The 16471-nt window shown below is 71.1% G+C and carries 16 protein-coding genes and 2 pseudogenes; 11 read left to right on the forward strand and 7 right to left on the reverse strand.

Annotated elements, in window-relative coordinates; genetic code table 11:
• Nucleotides 1–125 precede the first annotated feature (125 nt).
• A complete protein-coding gene (locus ACZ63I_RS05750) occupies nucleotides 126–1367 on the forward strand; it encodes a COG1361 family protein (RefSeq protein ID WP_469335722.1) in 1242 nt (413 codons plus the stop codon).
• Nucleotides 1368–1447: 80 nt separating this feature from the next.
• On the opposite strand, the gene ACZ63I_RS05755 is transcribed toward ACZ63I_RS05750, so the two are convergent.
• The gene (locus ACZ63I_RS05755; RefSeq protein WP_469335724.1) at nucleotides 1448–2215 is read right to left on the reverse strand and encodes a class I SAM-dependent methyltransferase; all 768 of its coding nucleotides are present in this window, start codon (nucleotides 2213–2215) and stop codon (nucleotides 1448–1450) included.
• A 121-nt stretch (nucleotides 2216–2336) separates the two neighbouring features.
• On the opposite strand from ACZ63I_RS05755, the gene ACZ63I_RS05760 reads away from it, so the two are divergent.
• The 4 genes from ACZ63I_RS05760 to rph all read left to right on the forward strand — a co-directional run bounded on the left by ACZ63I_RS05760 (nucleotide 2337) and on the right by rph (nucleotide 7396).
• The gene (locus ACZ63I_RS05760; protein WP_469335726.1) at nucleotides 2337–2786 is read left to right on the forward strand and encodes a nuclear transport factor 2 family protein; all 450 of its coding nucleotides are present in this window, start codon (nucleotides 2337–2339) and stop codon (nucleotides 2784–2786) included.
• Between the two features lie 98 nt (nucleotides 2787–2884).
• Nucleotides 2885–3502, forward strand: a complete 618-nt coding sequence (locus ACZ63I_RS05765) for a TetR/AcrR family transcriptional regulator (protein WP_469335727.1) — start codon at nucleotides 2885–2887, stop codon at nucleotides 3500–3502.
• Between the two features lie 98 nt (nucleotides 3503–3600).
• A complete protein-coding gene (locus tag ACZ63I_RS05770; protein ID WP_469335729.1) occupies nucleotides 3601–4494 on the forward strand; it encodes an NAD-dependent protein deacetylase in 894 nt (297 codons plus the stop codon).
• 304 nt (nucleotides 4495–4798) lie between these two features.
• Nucleotides 4799–7396 (forward strand): rifamycin-inactivating phosphotransferase, encoded by a 2598-nt coding sequence (rph, locus tag ACZ63I_RS05775; RefSeq protein ID WP_469335731.1) that lies wholly within the window; start codon nucleotides 4799–4801, stop codon nucleotides 7394–7396.
• 43 nt (nucleotides 7397–7439) lie between these two features.
• Here the strand turns inward: rph and ACZ63I_RS05780 are convergent, their stop codons facing one another.
• A complete protein-coding gene (locus tag ACZ63I_RS05780) occupies nucleotides 7440–8198 on the reverse strand; it encodes a DeoR/GlpR family DNA-binding transcription regulator (protein ID WP_469335732.1) in 759 nt (252 codons plus the stop codon).
• Nucleotides 8199–8284: 86 nt separating this feature from the next.
• Here ACZ63I_RS05780 and ACZ63I_RS05785 point away from each other — a divergent pair, with 86 nt between their 5' ends.
• Both ACZ63I_RS05785 and ACZ63I_RS05790 read left to right on the forward strand, forming a co-directional pair.
• Complete coding sequence (locus tag ACZ63I_RS05785; RefSeq protein WP_469335733.1) at nucleotides 8285–8962, forward strand: NUDIX domain-containing protein; 678 nt, start codon at nucleotides 8285–8287, stop codon at nucleotides 8960–8962.
• Nucleotides 8963–9048: 86 nt separating this feature from the next.
• Complete coding sequence (locus ACZ63I_RS05790) at nucleotides 9049–9402, forward strand: VOC family protein (RefSeq protein ID WP_469335735.1); 354 nt, start codon at nucleotides 9049–9051, stop codon at nucleotides 9400–9402.
• A 92-nt stretch (nucleotides 9403–9494) separates the two neighbouring features.
• Here the strand turns inward: ACZ63I_RS05790 and ACZ63I_RS05795 are convergent, their stop codons facing one another.
• A complete protein-coding gene (locus ACZ63I_RS05795; protein ID WP_469337006.1) occupies nucleotides 9495–10055 on the reverse strand; it encodes a TetR/AcrR family transcriptional regulator C-terminal domain-containing protein in 561 nt (186 codons plus the stop codon).
• Nucleotides 10056–10135: 80 nt separating this feature from the next.
• Between ACZ63I_RS05795 and ACZ63I_RS05800 the strand changes: the two genes are divergently transcribed.
• Entirely contained in the window at nucleotides 10136–11401 is a 1266-nt protein-coding gene (locus ACZ63I_RS05800; RefSeq protein WP_469335737.1) for an FAD-dependent monooxygenase, read from the forward strand.
• Nucleotides 11402–11405: 4 nt separating this feature from the next.
• Here the strand turns inward: ACZ63I_RS05800 and ACZ63I_RS05805 are convergent, their stop codons facing one another.
• Nucleotides 11406–11894, reverse strand: a complete 489-nt coding sequence (locus ACZ63I_RS05805) for a GNAT family N-acetyltransferase (protein ID WP_469335738.1) — start codon at nucleotides 11892–11894, stop codon at nucleotides 11406–11408.
• 107 nt (nucleotides 11895–12001) lie between these two features.
• Here ACZ63I_RS05805 and ACZ63I_RS05810 point away from each other — a divergent pair, with 107 nt between their 5' ends.
• Together ACZ63I_RS05810 and ACZ63I_RS05815 are read left to right on the forward strand one after the other, a co-directional pair.
• On the forward strand, nucleotides 12002–12730 hold the full coding sequence (locus tag ACZ63I_RS05810) for a cytochrome P450 family protein (RefSeq protein WP_469337074.1): 729 nt from the start codon (nucleotides 12002–12004) through the stop codon (nucleotides 12728–12730).
• Complete coding sequence (locus ACZ63I_RS05815) at nucleotides 12627–13037, forward strand: cytochrome P450 (RefSeq protein ID WP_469335740.1); 411 nt, start codon at nucleotides 12627–12629, stop codon at nucleotides 13035–13037. Before ACZ63I_RS05810 ends, ACZ63I_RS05815 begins: the two co-directional genes overlap by 104 nt.
• Here ACZ63I_RS05815 and ACZ63I_RS05820 read toward each other — a convergent pair.
• The 3 genes and pseudogenes from ACZ63I_RS05820 to ACZ63I_RS05830 all read right to left on the reverse strand — a co-directional run.
• Nucleotides 12964–13506, reverse strand: coding sequence for a nitrobindin family protein (locus tag ACZ63I_RS05820; protein ID WP_469335742.1), 543 nt, complete (start codon nucleotides 13504–13506; stop codon nucleotides 12964–12966). The genes ACZ63I_RS05815 and ACZ63I_RS05820 overlap by 74 nt on opposite strands.
• Before the next feature lie 186 nt (nucleotides 13507–13692).
• Nucleotides 13693–15351, reverse strand: a complete 1659-nt coding sequence (locus tag ACZ63I_RS05825; RefSeq protein WP_469335744.1) for a phosphodiester glycosidase family protein — start codon at nucleotides 15349–15351, stop codon at nucleotides 13693–13695.
• A 208-nt stretch (nucleotides 15352–15559) separates the two neighbouring features.
• Nucleotides 15560–16317, reverse strand: a pseudogene (locus ACZ63I_RS05830) (LysR family transcriptional regulator); the annotation flags it as partial.
• Here ACZ63I_RS05830 and ACZ63I_RS05835 point away from each other — a divergent pair.
• Nucleotides 16315–16419 (forward strand): annotated as a pseudogene (locus tag ACZ63I_RS05835) (dehydrogenase); the annotation flags it as partial. The pseudogenes ACZ63I_RS05830 and ACZ63I_RS05835 overlap by 3 nt on opposite strands.
• Nucleotides 16420–16471 lie beyond the last annotated feature (52 nt).

Raw genomic sequence — 16471 nt, forward strand, 5'->3', positions numbered from 1 at the left:
GCTCCTCGATGAATGGCGCATGTACCGCATCCGTACAACTGTTCAGCATCCGGAGGAGTCTTCTTTCGCAACTGTTCACCCGTGCGGGGCGGTGGTCCGTGGCCGCACGTCCTCGAAGGAGCTCCATGAGACCCGTCTCCATGGCCGCCGCGCTGCGCTGTTCGGCTGCGGTGGGCACCGCCACCGCACTCGCCTGGGCGCTGGCTTCCGCTCCCGCCGCCACCGCCGCCGGCCGCGAAGAGCCGGGCGCCGAGCTGGCGTTCGGGGTGACCGCGCCCATCGAGGGAGTACGCCCCGGAAGCGCGCAGGCCGTGTCGTTCACGGTGACGAACCGAGGAACGGCACCCGCGACGCACGTCGCGCTGTACATCGACGGCTCGCAAGGACTCGCCTTCGCCGAGAAGTACGCGAACTGCCGCTACGAGAACACCCCGGCGCAGGACGAGGGGCCTGCCCAGGTGAACGCGGTCTGCGCCGTCGACCAGACCTTGGAGCCGGGCTCGGTCTACGCGCCCGAGAAGCCTGTGGGTGTGACGCTCGCGGACCGCGCGCTGTACGAGCAGCTCAGTCTCACCATCCAGCAGGATCCGGCCGGCCTCCCCGGCGGAGCTGACGACGGTGGGGACGGCAAGGCGGTGCTGCGGCTCGTCGAACAGCAGCCGCCGGCCGATCCCGGTGCCACCTACGGGTACGAGCGGCTGGACGTCGACATCACCGCGAAGAACACGGCCGACTTCGCGCTGACCGGCTCCACCGTACGGGGCAAGGCGGGCGACACGGTCACGGCGGACGTGTCGTTCGCCAACAAGGGCCCCGCCTGGGTCGCCAACGACGCCCCCTCCCCCATCGGCGTCTTCGACGTCGGTGTCCCGAGCGGTACGACGGTGGTGCAGGCCCCCGAGTTCTGCGCTCCGGCAGGGACAGGTGCCAAGCCGACGGCGTACCACTGCACGACGCCGTACGACTACGCCGACGAGCACAGCGAGCGCGCGTATCCCTTCCGGCTGCGGATCGACAAGGTCGTCAAGAACGCCACGGGAAGGGTGGCCTTCGTCAAGGGCGATCACCGCTCGGGCACACTGCCCTTCGACGAGAATCCGAAGAACAACGCGGCCCGCGTCGTCGTCAACCCCACCGCTGCGGGCGGCGGTTCCGGAGCGACCGGGGGCTCGGGGCCGACCGGTGGCCCGTCGAGTGCCGCCACGTCGGGCGGGAGCACGCAGGGCGCCGTGACGCAGACCGACACCCTGGCCGCCAGTGGCACCGACAGCAGCCTGCTCATCGGGGGAACGGCGGCGGCGTTCCTGCTGACGGCCGGCGGCGTACTCGTCGTACGGCGTCAGGGCCAATGGTCCTCGGCACACTGACGCCTGGGACGTCCTAGGACGTCCTGGGACCCCCTGGGGCGTCCTGGCCGGACGACGCCGGGCCTCGCCGCCCTGCTGACCTACCGCTCGGAGCGCCGGCGCGCGAGATGGAGGGTGATGTCGGCGGCGATCTCGACCGTCTCGGGGAGCACCCGCGTGATCCGGCTGAACACCTGCTCGCGCCGCGAGGGCGGCAGTACGAGATAGGCCGAGATGGTCGAGAGCTGACCGACGTAGTCGGCAGCACTCATCGTCAGGCGCCGTTCGATCACCGACTGTTGAACGTCGGCGAACCACTCGGACCGGAGAAGTTCCGTACCCGGCCACTGCATGTCGTGCTCCGGAGGCGTGCCGTCCGGGGACGGAACCGAGTCGCTCGCCAGGAACGGCGCCCGCGCCGCGCGGACGGCCTCCTCAACAGCCGGGTCAGCCAACTCAATCGGCCCGCCGAACGAGGCGAACACGCCGCCCGGCTCCAGCAGGGCGGCCATGCGTGACCACCGGTCCTCCGGGCGCGTCCAATGCAGCGCCGCCGCCGCGTAGACCAGCCCGTACCGCGCACCCGGTCGCACGTCCTCGAACGCGGCTCGCACCGTCGTGACGCTCGGCGGCACATGCTTGCGCAGCTCGGCAAGCATGGCCGCGTCGGGCTCGGTCGCGGTGACCCTGACGCCCCGTCGAGCGAACAGGCGGGTCGCTTTGCCTGTCCCGGCGCCGATCTCCAGGGCGGTACGGGGCCGCCGACCCGCGTACGCCGTCACCGCGTCGAAGAGCTCCACGGGGTACCCCGGCCGGAACCGTTCGTACGCCGCCGCCACCGTTCCGAAGCTCAGTGCGCGATCAGACATGCCGAGCATCCTGGCACACACTTAATTTTCGCGACGACCTGTCGTAATCTTTACGACAGGTCGTCGCAAAGAGTGTGAATGATCTCGCGAGCCATCTCGTGAATGAAGTGGAGCCTTTCTTATGAATACGCTCAGTGATCGCGCCGATCTCATCGAACTGCTCGGCCGCTATGCCGACATCGCGGACCTGAAGGAGTTCGCCGAGCTGCCCAAGCTCGTCTTCACCGACCCGCTCACGGTCGACTTCGAATCGGTTGCCGGCATGCCGCCGATGACCGTGCCGCTCGCTGAATACGTCGAGAACGTCCGCGCAGCGTTCGCGCCCTTCCTGGCGACCCACCACGCCGTCACCGGCCATGTAGTCGACATCAACGGCGACTCTGCGACGATCCACGCGCACGTGCGGGCCGAGCACTGGCTGCCGGACGAGCTGACCAGCGGCGGACCCAATCGCTGGCTGGTGGTCGGCTTCTACGACAACGAAGCGGTCCGCACTCCGGACGGCTGGCGCCTCAGCCGCGTGAAACTCACCGCGACGTACCAGGAGAACGCGCCTCGGACAGGCGTCTAGCAGGCCCGGCCGGCGTTGGTACAGGCGGTCTTCGCCCCTGGGCGACAGGTTCCCGGCCCTGGGCGACAGGAGAGCCGTCGTGGGAGGACAATGATCGGATGCCGCGAATCCGGGGAGCCAGCATCGAGGAACACCACGAGATGGTGTGGTCCGACCTCGCCTCGGCGATGCGGGAGTTGATGCTCGAACGGGACTACGACTCGATCAACATGGGCCATATCGCCGCCCGAGCAGGCCTCGCACGCAACACCCTGTACAACTACGCGCGCGACAAGGGCACGCTGGTCCTGGCGCTGACCGAGCGGGCGAGCCGGCCCGCCGTCGAGCAGGTGGCCCGGATCGCCGCCCGGTCCGGGAGTCCGGCCGCCGAGCGGATGGGGGAGATCATCGAGGCGTTTCTGGAGGCCTCGACGGACCAGTCCATGCAACTGATGTTCCGGCCTGGTTCCGGTCCGCTGGTCGACGAGGTGCCGAAAGGGCCGGAGAGCCCGTTCCACACGATCGTGGTCAAGGTGGAGAACGTCGTCCGGGACGGCGTCGCGCGCGGTGAGTTCCGTGATGTGGGCGACGTACCTCTCGCGGTGGAGCTGCTGTCCGGTGTCATGCGGGCGGGCGCCGAGCGCATCGGGCGGGACCCGGCCGCCTTCGCGGCCACGGTCCGCGCGTCGCGGGAGATCATCCTCGCGTCGCTGGCGACGCGGCGGGTGCGCGCGTAACCCGTGGCAGAGCGGATACGGAGAGTACGAGATCCGCGTCGCGGGGCCATGCCCGCGACGCCCACGGAGCGCGGCGGGCCTGCCCGTATCCTGGCCGTATGCGCATGCGCCCCACCCTGAGCTGGACGCCCACCGAGGATCTGCCGCCGGGCAGCACCCAACTGCAGCCGGTCGCTGACGCGTTGCGCGCCGGCGGTGTGCTGGTCCTGAGCGGGGCCGGCATCTCCACGGAGTCGGGCATCCCCGACTACCGGGGCGAGGGCGGGAGCCTGAGCCGGCACACCCCGATGACGTACCAGGACTTCACCGCGGGCGCCCAGGCCCGGCGGCGGTACTGGGCGCGCAGCCATCTCGGCTGGCGCACGTTCGGCCGCGCCCGGCCCAACGCCGGACACCGCGCCGTCGCCGCCTTCCAGCGCCACGGAATCCTGTCGGGTGTCATCACCCAGAACGTCGACGGCCTGCACCAGGCCGGCGGCAGCCTGGACGTCGTGGAACTGCACGGCAGCCTGGACCGCGTCGTCTGCCTGTCGTGCCGGTCCTTCACACCCCGTCTCGAACTGGCCCGACGACTGGAGGAGGCCAACCCGGGCTTCGAGCCGCGGGCCGCCGTCATCAACCCGGACGGGGACGCCGACCTCACCGACGAACAGATCGGGGACTTCCGCGTGGTGCCCTGCTCACACTGCGGCGGCATCCTCAAACCCAATGTGGTCTTCTTCGGCGAGAACGTACCTCCCGCACGGGTCGAACACTGCCGCGCCCTGGTCGACGAGGCAGCTTCGATCCTGGTCCTCGGGTCCTCCCTGACGGTCATGTCCGGGCTGCGGTTCGTCCGCCAGGCGGCCCAGGCCGGAAAGCCCGTACTGATCGTCAACCGCGACCCCACCCGCGGCGACCGCTATGCCGACACCCGGGTCACCCTCCCGCTGGGCACCGCCCTCACCAGCATCGCCGACCAGCTCAACATCCCCATGGGCGTTGACGAGTGACACGGCTGCCTTGACCCACGTGTGCGAGGTGGCGGCCGATCGTGCCGGTCACGGTGGGCAAAAGGAAAGGCAAGGAGAACCCTCTCCTCGCCACTCTTAATTTATAGCGCACCGGGGGGCTTGCGGCAAGGCCCCCGTGGTGCCGCAGAATCGGCGGCCAAGGCTACAACCTGCGGAAATGAGGGCACGACGTGCGTGTGTTGTCGACGTGTGGGGGACGCGGTGACGTCGAATCAGCGGCGGGGCCGGTGATCCGGCGAGCCGGTGCGGTGCCGCGGGGCACGGCCGCCTCGGGGGTATCGCGGTGAGCGAGCGGTACGTACGGGATCTTCGTGAGGTCGACGAGACGCAGGTCGGGGTCGTCGGCGGCAAGGGCGCGCAGCTCGGCGGGCTGTCGCGGATCGACGGCATCCGGGTGCCGGACGGTTTCTGCGTCACGACGAACGCCTTCCGGCGGATCGTGGCACAGGCGCCGTCGATCGGCGATCGGCTCGATCGGCTGGCGCTGCTGGACGCGGACGACCGGGAGGCGATCCGTACGCTCAGCGCGGAGATCCGCCGGACCGTCGAAGAAACCGCCATGCCGGACGATCTCGCGGCGGCGGTCACCGGCGCGCTCGGCCGGCACGGCGAGGGAGCCGCGTACGCCGTCCGGTCCAGTGCGACGGCGGAGGACCTGCCGACGGCGTCCTTCGCCGGGCAGCAGGACACGTATCTGAACGTCATGGGGAGTGCGGCGATCCTTCAGCACATCAGCCGGTGCTGGGCCTCGCTGTTCACCGAGCGCGCCGTGACGTACCGCCGCCGGAACGGGATCGACCACCGTACGGTCCACATGGCCGTGGTCGTGCAGCGGATGGCCGTCCCGGATGCGGCCGGGATCCTGTTCACCGCCGACCCCGTCACGGGCAACCGTACGGTCGCCACCGTGGACGCCGGTTTCGGTCTCGGGGAGGCCCTGGTCTCCGGCCTGGTGAACCCGGACGTCTTCACGGTGCGACACGGCGAGGTCGTCGCCAAGGCCATCGCCGCCAAGGAGCGTGCCGTTGAGGCGCTGCCCGCCGGCGGTACGCGGGAGGTGGCGATCGACCCGCAGCGGCGGGAGCAGCAGGCGCTGACGGATGAGCAGGTCGTACGGCTCGTGCGGCTCGGGCGGCGGATCGAGGCGCACTTCGGCCGGCCGCAGGACATCGAATGGTGCCTGGTCGGCGACGACTTCCAGATCGTGCAGAGCAGGCCGATCACGACGCTGTTCCCCGTCCCCGAGTGCGGCGACCAGGAGAATCACGTCTATGTCTCCGTCGGTCACGGGCAGATGATGACCGACCCCATGCGGCCGCTGGGGCTCTCCATGTGGCAACTGACGGCCATGGCGCCGATGCACGAGGCCGGCGGGCGGCTGTTCGTGGACGTCACCGGGCGCCTGGCGTCGCCCGCGAGCCGCGCCGGACTTCTGGACGTCATGGGCAAGGGCGATCCGCTGATCAGGGACGCGCTGGAGACCGTCCTCGCCCGCGAGGACTTCGTCCCGTCGCTCCCGGACGCGGCTCCCGGCAGGCCGCCGGCCGGTGGCGCGCCCGCGCCGATCGAGACCGATCCGGCCGTCGTCACCGAGCTGATCGAGCGCAGCCGGGTGTCCACCGCCGCCCTGAAGCGCGACATCGGGACGAAGACAGGACCGGCGCTGTTCGACTTCCTGCTGGAGGCGTTCGAGGAGCACAAGCGGGTCCTCAGTGACCCGTTGAGCATTCAGGCGATCATGGCGGGGATGGAGGCCACGTGGTGGCTCAACGACAAGCTGATGGAGTGGCTGGGCGAGAGGAACGCGGCTGACACGCTCACGCTGTCCGCCCCCGACAACATCACGTCGGAGATGGGACTGGCGCTGCTCGACGTCGCCGACGTGATCCGCGCGCGGCCGGAGGTGGTCGCGTTCCTGCGGGACGTCGCGGACGAGAACTTCCTGGACGAGCTGCCGAAGCTCCCGGGCGGAACGGCGGCGCGCGACGCCGTCGAGGCGTATCTCGACCGGTACGGCATGCGCTGCGTCGGCGAGATCGACATCACGAGGCCGCGGTGGCGCGAGCGTCCCACCACGCTCGTGCCCGCGATCCTCGACAACGTACGGAACTTCGAGCCGGGCGCGGCCGGACGGCGCTTCGAGCAGGGGCGGCAGAAGGCGCTGGCGAAGGAGGCGGACGTGCTGTCCCGGCTGCGGGCCCTGCCGGACGGGGACCGGAAGGCCGACGAGACCAAGCGGATGATCGACCGGGTCAGGACCTTCATCGGGTACCGGGAGTATCCGAAGTACAACATCGTCAGCCGCTACTTCCTTTACAAGCAGGCTCTGTTGCAGGAGGCCGAGCGCCTGGTGCGGGCCGGTGTGCTTCCCGAGAGGGAGGACATCTTCTACCTCACGTTCCAGGAACTGCACGGCGTCGTACGCGCGAACCGGGCGGACGGGCGGCTCGTCCAGGAGCGCAAGGAGGCGTTCCGGTCGTACCACGCGCTCACACCGCCCCGAGTGCTCACCTCGGACGGTGAGGCCGTCACCGGGGCGTACCGGCGGGACGACGTGCCGGCCGGTGCCCTGACCGGCCTGGCGGTGTCCGCCGGGACCGTGGAGGGGCGGGCCCGCGTCGTCCTCGACATGGCGGAGGCCGATCTGGAAGCGGGCGACATCCTGGTCACCCCCTTCACCGACCCGAGCTGGTCGCCGCTGTTCGTCGGAATCGCGGGCCTGGTGACGGAGGTCGGCGGCCTGATGACGCATGGTGCGGTGATCGCGCGGGAGTACGGCTTGCCCGCCGTTGTGGGCGTCGAGCAGGCCACGCGGCTGATCCGGGACGGGCAGCGGATCCGGGTGTACGGAACGGACGGGTACGTCGAGATCCTGCCCTGACGGACCGCACCGCTGCGGAGAGTTGACGGACCGCACCGGGGAGTCAGCGGGCGGCCAGGATCTCCACGCCGAGCGCTCCGATCTCCGCGACGAGCTGGTCGCGGGGGTCGGCGTCGGTGATCAGGCCGCTGACCTTCGGCCAGGGCAGGACGCGGTACTGCGAAGCGGTGCCGATCTTCTCGGCCGAGGCGAGGATGTACGTCTCCGCCGCCCGCGCCGCCAAGGCGCGCTTCATCGCCGCCTCTTCGGCGTCCGCCGTGGTCAGTCCCGCCTCCGGGTGCACGCCCGTGACGCCGAGCAGGCAGAGGTCGGCGGAGACGTTCTGCGCTGCCTCGACGGCGGCCGCGCCGCAGGCGACCGCCGAGTGCTTGAAGATACGGCCGCCGAGGAGGAAGAGGTCCGCCCCGGAGTGGTCGAGCAGGGCCGCCGCGACGGTCGGGCTGTGCGTGATCACGGTGCAGGCGAGGTCGTGCGGGAGCGCGCGGGCGACCGCGAGGGCGGTGGTGCCGCCGTCGAGGATCAGCGAACCGCCGGGCCGCACCAGCGCGGCGGCCACGGCGGCGACCTTCCGCTTGCCGTCGGGGGCGACGGCCTGCCGGGCGGCGTGGTCGACCACCGCGGGTGAAGCGGGCAGCGCACCGCCGTAGACCCGCTGGCACAGGCCGTCGGCGGCGAGTTCACGCAGGTCGCGCCGGACGCTGTCCTCGGAGATCCCCAGTCCTGCGGCGACGTCCTTGGCGACGATCTTGCCCTCGCGGGCGAGCAGAGCGAGCAGGTGGTCGTGCCGTTCAGCGGCCAGCATGCACATTCTCTCCTGTTCTTGCACGTTTCTGCATGTACGGTAGCGCACGTGAACGACAAGCCCTCGCCGCATCCGCAGGAGACCGCATGACTGGCCGCCCCGGCATCGACGTCCCCGACCACCGCGGCCGTACCGGCCTCGACCAGGCCGGGCGCGAGCTGGACCGCAACCGCGACGTGGTGATCCGCGACGTCGAACTGACCTCGCAGGGCTGGCATGTGCTGCGCCGGACCACCTTCGACTACCGGCGCCGCGACGGGCGCTGGGAGACGCAGCAGCGCGAGACGTACGACCGCGGCAACGGCGCGGTCGTCCTGCCTTACGACACCGCGCGCGGCTGCGTCCTGCTCACGCGCCAGTTCCGCTACCCGGCCTACGTCAACGGCCACCCCGACGGCATGCTCGTCGAAGCGGCGGCGGGACTGCTCGACGAGGACGATCCGCACACCGCCGTCCGCCGCGAGGCCGCCGAAGAACTCGGGGTCACCCTGGGCCCGCTCACGCACGTACTCGACGCGTACATGAGCCCGGGGTCCATCACCGAACGGCTGCACTACTTCGCCGCCCCGTACACCCCCGCCGACCGAACCGGGACGGGCGGCGGTCTTGAGGAGGAGGGCGAGGACATCGACGTCCTCGAACTGCCCTTCACCGAAGCCCTCGCCATGACCGGCGACGGCCGGATCATCGACGCGAAGACGGTCCTGCTGCTGCAATGGGCGGCCCTGACCGGCCCGTTCGCCTCTGCGGCGGACGGTCGCTGACCAGGCGCGACAGCTTCCGGGCGCTGCTCGGAGCGTCAAAGGCGCCGATACGCCGGTTCGGCCGGGATCCCTGGCAGGATGGCGGTATGGAACGTGTGACGGGAATCGGTGGGTACTTCCTGCGCGCCGCCGATCCGGCGGCCCTGAACGCCTGGTACCGCGACTGTCTGGGCCTGGACGCCGACGAGAACGGCCTGTGGCGGCAGGGGGCCGGGCCTACGGTGTTCGCGACGTTCGAGTCCGAGACCGACTACTTCGGCTCCCGAACCCAGCAGGTCATGCTCAACTTCCGGGTCAGCGACCTGGAGGCGATGCTCGCGCAACTGCGGGCCAAGGGTGCGGACGTGGCCGAGGAGACGCAGGAGATGGCGGGCGTCGGCCGGTTCGGCTGGGTCACCGACCCCGAGGGCAACCGGATCGAACTCTGGCAGCCCGCCTGATCCGACGCGAAGTCCGGTGACCGGCGGGGCTGGTGCCGCTCCGCCGGTGGCGTACGGCGCGCGGCCTGGTTCAGTGCCGCGTGCGACCCGGCTCAGCCCTTCGTACGACCGGCCAGGCCGTCCAGGATGAGGGCCAGTCCGGCTTCGAATGCCGACTCGTGGTCGATGACCGGCGTGCCGGCCGGCTGATCCGCGCCGTCCGCCGGACCGGTGTCCGCCTGTTCCTCCAGGACGCTGCCGACCGTGAAGCGGCTCGCCGCCAGCATCGCCATCCGGGCGTCGCGTTCGGGCACGCCGGAGGCGATGAGGAAGTCCATCTTGCGGGCGATCCGGTCGAGGTCCGCGGTGGGGGTGGTCCCGGCGTGGAGCCGTGCTCCGTCGCGGCGCATCAGCAAGGTCCGCCGGAAGCCGCGTGTGTTGTCGAGGAACCAGGCGCGCCAGTCGTCGGGCAGCGCCGGCAGCGGAGCGGTCGCGTGCGGTGCCATGGCCGCTTCCGCCATCGCGTCGAGTAGTTCCTTCTTGGTGCGGAAGTGCCAGTAGAGCGACGGCTGTTCGACGCCCAGCCGCTTCGCGAGCCGGCGTGTGCTGACGGCGTCCAACCCGACCTCGTCGAGCAGGTCGAGCGCCTCGGTGACGACGGTCTCACGGTTCATCTTGGTCACGTTGACAATCTATCGCTGATAGATGACTCTGAAAAGGAACCATTCACCGATAGATTTTGGAGCGGATGGCCATGACACAGATATCGGGAGGGCAGTCCCTGCGGGTCCTCGTCGCGGGTGGCGGCATCGCGGGACAGGCGCTCGCCTTCTGGTTGACGCGGGGCGGCGGTCACCGGGTGACCGTCGTCGAGCGCTTCCCGGCGCTCCGCGCCTCGGGCGCCCAGGTAGACCTCCGGGGCCAGGGCATCGAGGCCGTCACCGCCATGGGGCTCCTCGACGCCGTGCGGGGCAAGCTCGTGGACGAGGCGGGCGTCGCCTTTGTCGACGCGCGCGGCCGGGCCAAGGCGACGATCATGGCCAACACCTCGGGGCGGGGCCGGCAGACGCTGACGTCCGGGTACGAGATCATGCGCGGGGACCTGGTGCGCATCCTCCACGACGCGTCGAAGGACGACGCGGAGTACGTCTTCGGCAAGAGCGTGGACGGCTTCGAGCAGGACGAGCACAAGGTGGTCGCGCACTTCTCCGACGGGTCGAGCGGCGAGTTCGACCTGCTGGTCGGCGCGGACGGGCAGGCATCGCGCATCCGACGGGCGCTGCTCCCCGAGGGCACCGATCCGTACCGGCGGCTGGGCATCCACATGGCGTACTGGTTCGTCCCGCGCATCGCGTCGGACAGCAACGTCCGGGACACCTACATGGTCCCGGGCGGTCGCCAGATCATGCGGCGCAGCCACAGTCCGACCGAGACGCAGGCGTACTTCGTGCTGCGGGAGGAGTCCGAGGAGGCGTCGGCGGTTCACCGCGAGTCCGTCGAGCGTCAACAGGCCTTCTGGGCCGACCGGTTCCGGGACGCCGGATGGCAGACCGAGCGCTTCGTCGCGGGCATGAGGACGAGCCCGTTCTTCTACTCGCAGGAGATCGTGCAGGTGCGCACGGACACCTGGTCCGAGGGCCGGGTGGTCCTGGCCGGGGACGCCGCGCACTGCGCATCCCCGTACAGCGGCATGGGGATCTCGGGCGGACTTGTCGGTGCGCATGTCCTGGCGGGTGAGATCAACCGGCATCCGCACGACCTGCCGAAGGCGCTGGCGAACTACGACACCGTACTGCGGCCGTTCGTCGACACGATCCAGGCCGCGGTGAATCCGCGGATCCTGCGGCTGGGGATGCCGAAGACGCAGCGCGCGATCACCGCGTTCCAGTCCGCCACCGCGCTGGCCTGCTTCCTACGGGTCCCCGACCTCGTCGCCCGCTACTCGAAGGAGGACCGGGGCGGCGACTGGCGACTCCCCCGGAGCCCGGCGCCGCTGGACGCCTCTCCCCTGGGCCGCTAGGCCGTCAGAGGGCGCGGTGCATGATGTGCAGCCCGACGTAGCCGTGGGCAGGATGCCGGAAGCCTTCCGGGAGTGTGCCCAGCACCTCGAATCCGAGGGACCGGTAGAGGTGCACGGCGGGTGCGTTCGACTCCACCACCGCGTTGAACTGCATCCTCCGGAAGCCGGCTTCGCGCGCCCAGTCCACCGTGTACGCACACAGCGCCCGGCCCACCCCCTGTCCGGAGTGCGCCGGGTCGACCAGGTAGCTGGCGCTCGCGATGTGTGCGCCGTTGCCCATCTGGTTGTTGTTCATCTTGGCCGTGCCGAGGACCGTTCCGGCGTCGTCCACGGCGACGACCGTACGGTTCGGCGGCGCGAGCAGCCACCAGTCGCGGCCTTGGTCCTCGCCGAGGTCGAGCGGGTAGGTGAAGGTCTCGCCCGCGGCGACGATTTCGTGGAAGAAGGGCCAGATGGCGGACCAGTCGTCGGCTGTGGCTTCCCTGATCAACATCCGGACAGCATGCCGGTGGGGCCCGCACGGCGGCCAACGCTTTTCGCGCCCACGCCCGCTGCCCGCGCCCACGCCCGGCCCGGCCCGGCCCCGTAGGCTCGGGCGTCATGTCGACTCAGGTTCCCGTCCTCCTCGACGAGGACTTCTTCTCGGACCCGCATGCGTCCTTCGCGTCCCTGCGGTGCGAGGGTGCGGTCCACCGGGCCGAGACGCCGGACGGCCTCCCCGTCCTCCTCGTCACCGGCCACGAGGAGGTGCGCGAGGCCGCCAAGGATCCGAGGCTCTCCGTCGACAAGCGCCATGCCGGTACGTCCGGACCTGACGGAAGCTCCATGCCGCCTGAACTCGACGCCCACCCGCTCAATACGGATCCGCCGGACCACACGCGGCTGCGACGCCTGGTGAACGGCGCCTTCACCGCGCGCCGCGTCGCGGCCATGCGGGCGGATGTCCAGCAGGTCGCCGATCGGCTGCTGGACGACGTGTCGTCACGTCGACATGCGGATATTGTGGCCGACTTCGCGCTGCCGCTGTCCATGGATGTCATCTGCGGCCTGTTGGGAGTCCCCCAGGAGCACCGGCCCGACTTCAGGTCGTGGACCAACACGCTCCTCAGCCCTGCGGCCGGCTCGGCTCAGCAGTCCCGTGCGGCCATGCGGCACATGCTTCCAGGCGGGCGACCTGTCCGCCCACGCGTTGACGGAAGAGGCACTGCGCTGGAACTCACCGGCCATGGTTTCGGTCCGCAGGTTCGCGACGGAGCGTCTTCGCGTCGGCGGCATCACGGTCGCCGCCGGGGACCGGGTCTGGCTCTCCTGGGCGTCGGCGAACCGTGATCCGCGGCGGTTCGACCGTCCCGACGTCTTTGACCCCTCCCGAGAGGAAACGCACCTGGCCTTCGGCCATGGCCCCCACTACTGCCCCGGCGCGGCTCTTGCCCGCCTGGAGAACAGTGTGGCCGTGACTTCCCTGATGCGCCGTTTCCCGGCGGTCTCGCTCCGGTGCCTCCCCGGTGATCTCCGATGGGTCGTCTCACCGAGAAGCCGTGCCGTGCGCGAACTACCGGTCGTCATGCCACGCGCCGGAGTTGGGCCGACAGGTGGTGCTGTAGCGGTTGGCCCAGGGCCGCCAGGTCGTGGGTGAAGTGCAGTGTGCCGTCGTCCGCCAGGTGGTAGCGGCGGCGGGTTGCGTTGACTTTCTTGGCGGTGGGGGTGAGGGCGACCTCGTGGGTGGTCAGGTCGACGGCTTCGGTGTCCGCTTGGCCGGTCGCGATCTCCGCGATGCCGGTGGGTTGGGTGATGAGCGCCTCCACCCGCCCGTCGGGCTGCAGCCGCCACCAGCCGCTTTCCCGGGCCGACGGTCGCAGCGGGGTGCCGTTCGCGTCGAGCAGCCAGGCGCGGGCCTCGTAGTGGAGGAAGGGCCGGCCGTCGTGGCTGAAGGTGACCTCCTGGCCGTAGCTGAAGTCCTCCGCGAGCGTCGGGTATCCCCCGCGGCCCCGGCCGGTCCATGTCCCCAGGAGTCCGGCCACCGGCGCCAGCAGGGCGTGCGGGGCGGGCGTCTCCTCGGGGCCGAAGGCGTCGGGATACGGGGGCGGTGGGGCGGGGAATGACATGAGGGGTGCTCCTTGGTCGGGGCCGACTGCCGCGTGCAGCCTATGGCGTTCCCGCGTTGCGGTTCGCGGCGTGACCTCTTACCGCCGGTGCCAGGAACGGAAAGGCCAGCATGGTCACGCGAAAGCCGCCGCCCCGCGACGACTTGGCGGGGCGGCGGCGTTGCGTGTTTATGTGGGGGGAAGGGTTCAGCCACGCGTGCGGGGAAGCACCTGGAGTGTGTCGCCGACCGCCCGCTCGCCGGTGGCGTCCGACGTGCGGTTGACCAGCGTGCCGTTGACCGCCATCGCGGTGGAGCCGCCGCCGTCGAGGTTGAGCGCCTGCTCAGCGCCGAGCGAGCGCATGAACTCGGCCGCTTCCTGGAGTGTGAAGCCCTCGCTGCCGCCGGCCTGCCGGCCGTCCACCGTCGCCAGGAGAAGCCGGCCGTGCCTGTCGATGCCCGCCATGGTGCGCGGCTGGCGGGTGTTGGCCCAGGCGTAGCCGAACGAGAGGTCCTTGGGGTCCACCGTGCCCTCGGCGGCGGCGTCGATGCTCACGCGGCCGTTCTCGACCAGGGTCGGCGCGGCGCTCACGATGCTGTCGCCCTTGCCGAGGACGACCTTGCGGCCGCGCTCGTCGCGTACGGTCTCGTCGACGTCGACCCGGCTCTTGGGGGTGGCGTGGGCGGTCAGCCAGTCGGCGGCGGACCCGATGCCCTGGAGCACCGAACCGCCGTCGGGCACCGCACCGCCGCGGGCGCCCACCGAGACGACCTTGCCCGCGCGGTCCAGCACGGCCTGGCTGCCCGCGCCGGTGGGCAGGGCTGCCGTGAACCGCGGTGTGAACAGCACCAGATCGTCGGTCTTGTGGCACGTGACGTCCTGCCAGGGCCGCTCGCTCGGCGTGCCGCCGGGGCGCCCGCAGTCCCGGACCGTGCCGGGTACCCGGTTGATGCCCTCGACCGCGTACCGCGCGCCACCGACCCGCGCGACGGCGGTGCTGGTCAGGTCGGTGATGCGGGCGTGCCGACCGCCGTCGGTGAGGACGAGCGCGGCGCGCGCGCCCGCCGCCATCGACTCCAGGCGCCCGTCGTAGGCGGCGATGCCCGACTGGATCCCCTGGACGCCGTCGCTGTCCGAGGTCACGAAGAAGCCCGCGTTGACGCCGACGAGCGAGCGCAGCTTCGCGGCCACGGACGAGGTGGTCCCGCGCTGCGTCACACTGCCGTCGTGGGTGCCGGTGACCGTACCGGTGAAGGTGTCCGGGTCGACGATCGCGACGTGCAGGTTCTCCACGTCGGCCCGCTGGTCGGCGTCGTAGCCGGTCCACTCCACCGCGGGGTGGAAACCGGCGGCCGTGACGGCCTGGGCCGCCGTGGCCGCCTCGGCCTGGGTGGCGTACGAACCGACGCGTACGCGCAGGCCCATGAGGCCGTGCGGGGTGTCGCTGTACGCCGGCCAGTCGATCCGGTCGACGCGCGGGGCGAAGCCGGTCGCGCGCAGCTTCTCCGCCGTGGTGTCGGCCCAGGAGCGCGGACCGACCGTCGCCCAGGTGGCCGCGCCGGAGAGCCGTCCGGTGGTGGGCGCCTGCACGGTGATCGTCCAGGCGGGCGCCGCCTCGGCGTTCGTCACCGTGCCGGTGCGCACCTCGACGCCCCGGGCCACGTGCTGCGTCGTCCAGTGGGATGTGACCGCTGTGCGGGTCGCCGCGGCGAGGGTGGTGCCGGGCGTCGCCGCCTGGGCGCTGCCGAGGGCGCACAGCGAGGTGGCCCCTACCAGGACCGCGGCCGTCATCAGCGCGGCACGCGGACGGTTGGGACGACGGGACGGGGCCGAGGTGTTCCGGACTGCCGTGCGTGCTTGGTTCATTGATCCTCACCGGGACGAAGGCGACGACCCGGCCAGGGACCGCTTCGGCCGGGTGTCCGAACAGGTCACGATGAGAACCGTGAGGAGCGAGGGGGCGGACACGCCAGGCCGAAGGAGAGGCGAACATTGGACGACGCGGTGCCGTGCGTGCAGTCGGGCACAGCTCCGCCGGCGGCGGTCTGCGCTGTATTTCAGGGATCTGCGCCGGTCAGAGCTGGGTGGCCGTGCGGACCAGACCGGCGAGCGCCACCGAGCGGCTGTGCGCGGGCCAGGCGATGTCGGTGACCACGGGGGGCGCGTCGGTCAGCGGGACTCCGGTGTGTTCGGCCCAGAGCCAGGCGCGGGCGGATTCGGGGAAGACGGCAGCGGTGCGGCCGAGGGCGATGAGCTGGGCCAACTGCGTCTGGTCGTGGATCTCGGGTCCTGGCCCCGGCGGGTACGTGTCGTGGCGCGGCCAGCGGGCGAGCGGCAGCTCGGGTACGTCGGTGATGTCGGCCAGGGTCAGCGTCGTGCGCGCGGCGAGCGGGTGCCCGGCGGGCAGGATGGCGATCTGCCCCTCGGTCATCAGTTCCTCGCTGTCGAACCCGGCGAGGGAGTTGAACGGCGCGTGCATGAGCGCCACGTCGGCACGTCCGTCGCGCAGCATCGCCTCCTGCTCGCACATGCCGCTCGGCAGCACCTCGATCTCGGCGGCGTCGGGCTCGGCCGCGTAGGCGGCGAGGAGCTTCTGCAGCAGTTCGTGGGAGGCGGCGGCCTTCACCGCCGGCACCAGGCGGTTGCGGGGGCCGCCAGGACCGCCGGCGCCGCCGGCCCGGCGGGCACGGCGTACGGCGGCGATGGCCGCGTCGAGCGCGGCGGCGCCCTCGTACAGCAGCACCTCTCCGGCGCCGGTCAGCGACACGCCCTGCGGTTGCGGTCCAGCAGGGCGACGCCGAGGCGCCGTTCGAGCTGCTGGATCGCCCGCGCACCCCCGAGCAGGGCGCGGCCACCGCGATCCGGCTCGCGACGCTGCCCGACGGCGGGCCCACCGGTTCGTTCTTCGAGGACGACGGGGTGGTTCCCTGGTGACCCCGAGCCTGTGGTGATCATGGTCGAGACGCCCCCCGTACAGCGGAAGCCC

It is taken from the genome of Streptomyces sp. NPDC087906 (assembly GCF_055584925.1).

Bases quoted from the DNA above. Each gene is read 5' to 3' on its own strand.
- ACZ63I_RS05750 (WP_469335722.1), top strand. From the start codon at position 126: ATGAGACCCGTCTCCATGGCCGCCGCGCTGCGCTGTTCGGCTGCGGTG.
- ACZ63I_RS05755 (WP_469335724.1), bottom strand. From the start codon at position 2,215: ATGTCTGATCGCGCACTGAGCTTCGGAACGGTGGCGGCGGCGTACGAA.
- ACZ63I_RS05760 (WP_469335726.1), top strand. From the start codon at position 2,337: ATGAATACGCTCAGTGATCGCGCCGATCTCATCGAACTGCTCGGCCGC.
- ACZ63I_RS05765 (WP_469335727.1), top strand. From the start codon at position 2,885: ATGCCGCGAATCCGGGGAGCCAGCATCGAGGAACACCACGAGATGGTG.
- ACZ63I_RS05770 (WP_469335729.1), top strand. From the start codon at position 3,601: ATGCGCATGCGCCCCACCCTGAGCTGGACGCCCACCGAGGATCTGCCG.
- ACZ63I_RS05780 (WP_469335732.1), bottom strand. From the start codon at position 8,198: ATGCTGGCCGCTGAACGGCACGACCACCTGCTCGCTCTGCTCGCCCGC.
- ACZ63I_RS05785 (WP_469335733.1), top strand. From the start codon at position 8,285: ATGACTGGCCGCCCCGGCATCGACGTCCCCGACCACCGCGGCCGTACC.
- ACZ63I_RS05790 (WP_469335735.1), top strand. From the start codon at position 9,049: ATGGAACGTGTGACGGGAATCGGTGGGTACTTCCTGCGCGCCGCCGAT.
- ACZ63I_RS05795 (WP_469337006.1), bottom strand. From the start codon at position 10,055: ATGAACCGTGAGACCGTCGTCACCGAGGCGCTCGACCTGCTCGACGAG.
- ACZ63I_RS05800 (WP_469335737.1), top strand. From the start codon at position 10,136: ATGACACAGATATCGGGAGGGCAGTCCCTGCGGGTCCTCGTCGCGGGT.
- ACZ63I_RS05805 (WP_469335738.1), bottom strand. From the start codon at position 11,894: ATGTTGATCAGGGAAGCCACAGCCGACGACTGGTCCGCCATCTGGCCC.
- ACZ63I_RS05810 (WP_469337074.1), top strand. From the start codon at position 12,002: ATGTCGACTCAGGTTCCCGTCCTCCTCGACGAGGACTTCTTCTCGGAC.
- ACZ63I_RS05815 (WP_469335740.1), top strand. From the start codon at position 12,627: ATGGTTTCGGTCCGCAGGTTCGCGACGGAGCGTCTTCGCGTCGGCGGC.
- ACZ63I_RS05820 (WP_469335742.1), bottom strand. From the start codon at position 13,506: ATGTCATTCCCCGCCCCACCGCCCCCGTATCCCGACGCCTTCGGCCCC.
- ACZ63I_RS05825 (WP_469335744.1), bottom strand. From the start codon at position 15,351: ATGAACCAAGCACGCACGGCAGTCCGGAACACCTCGGCCCCGTCCCGT.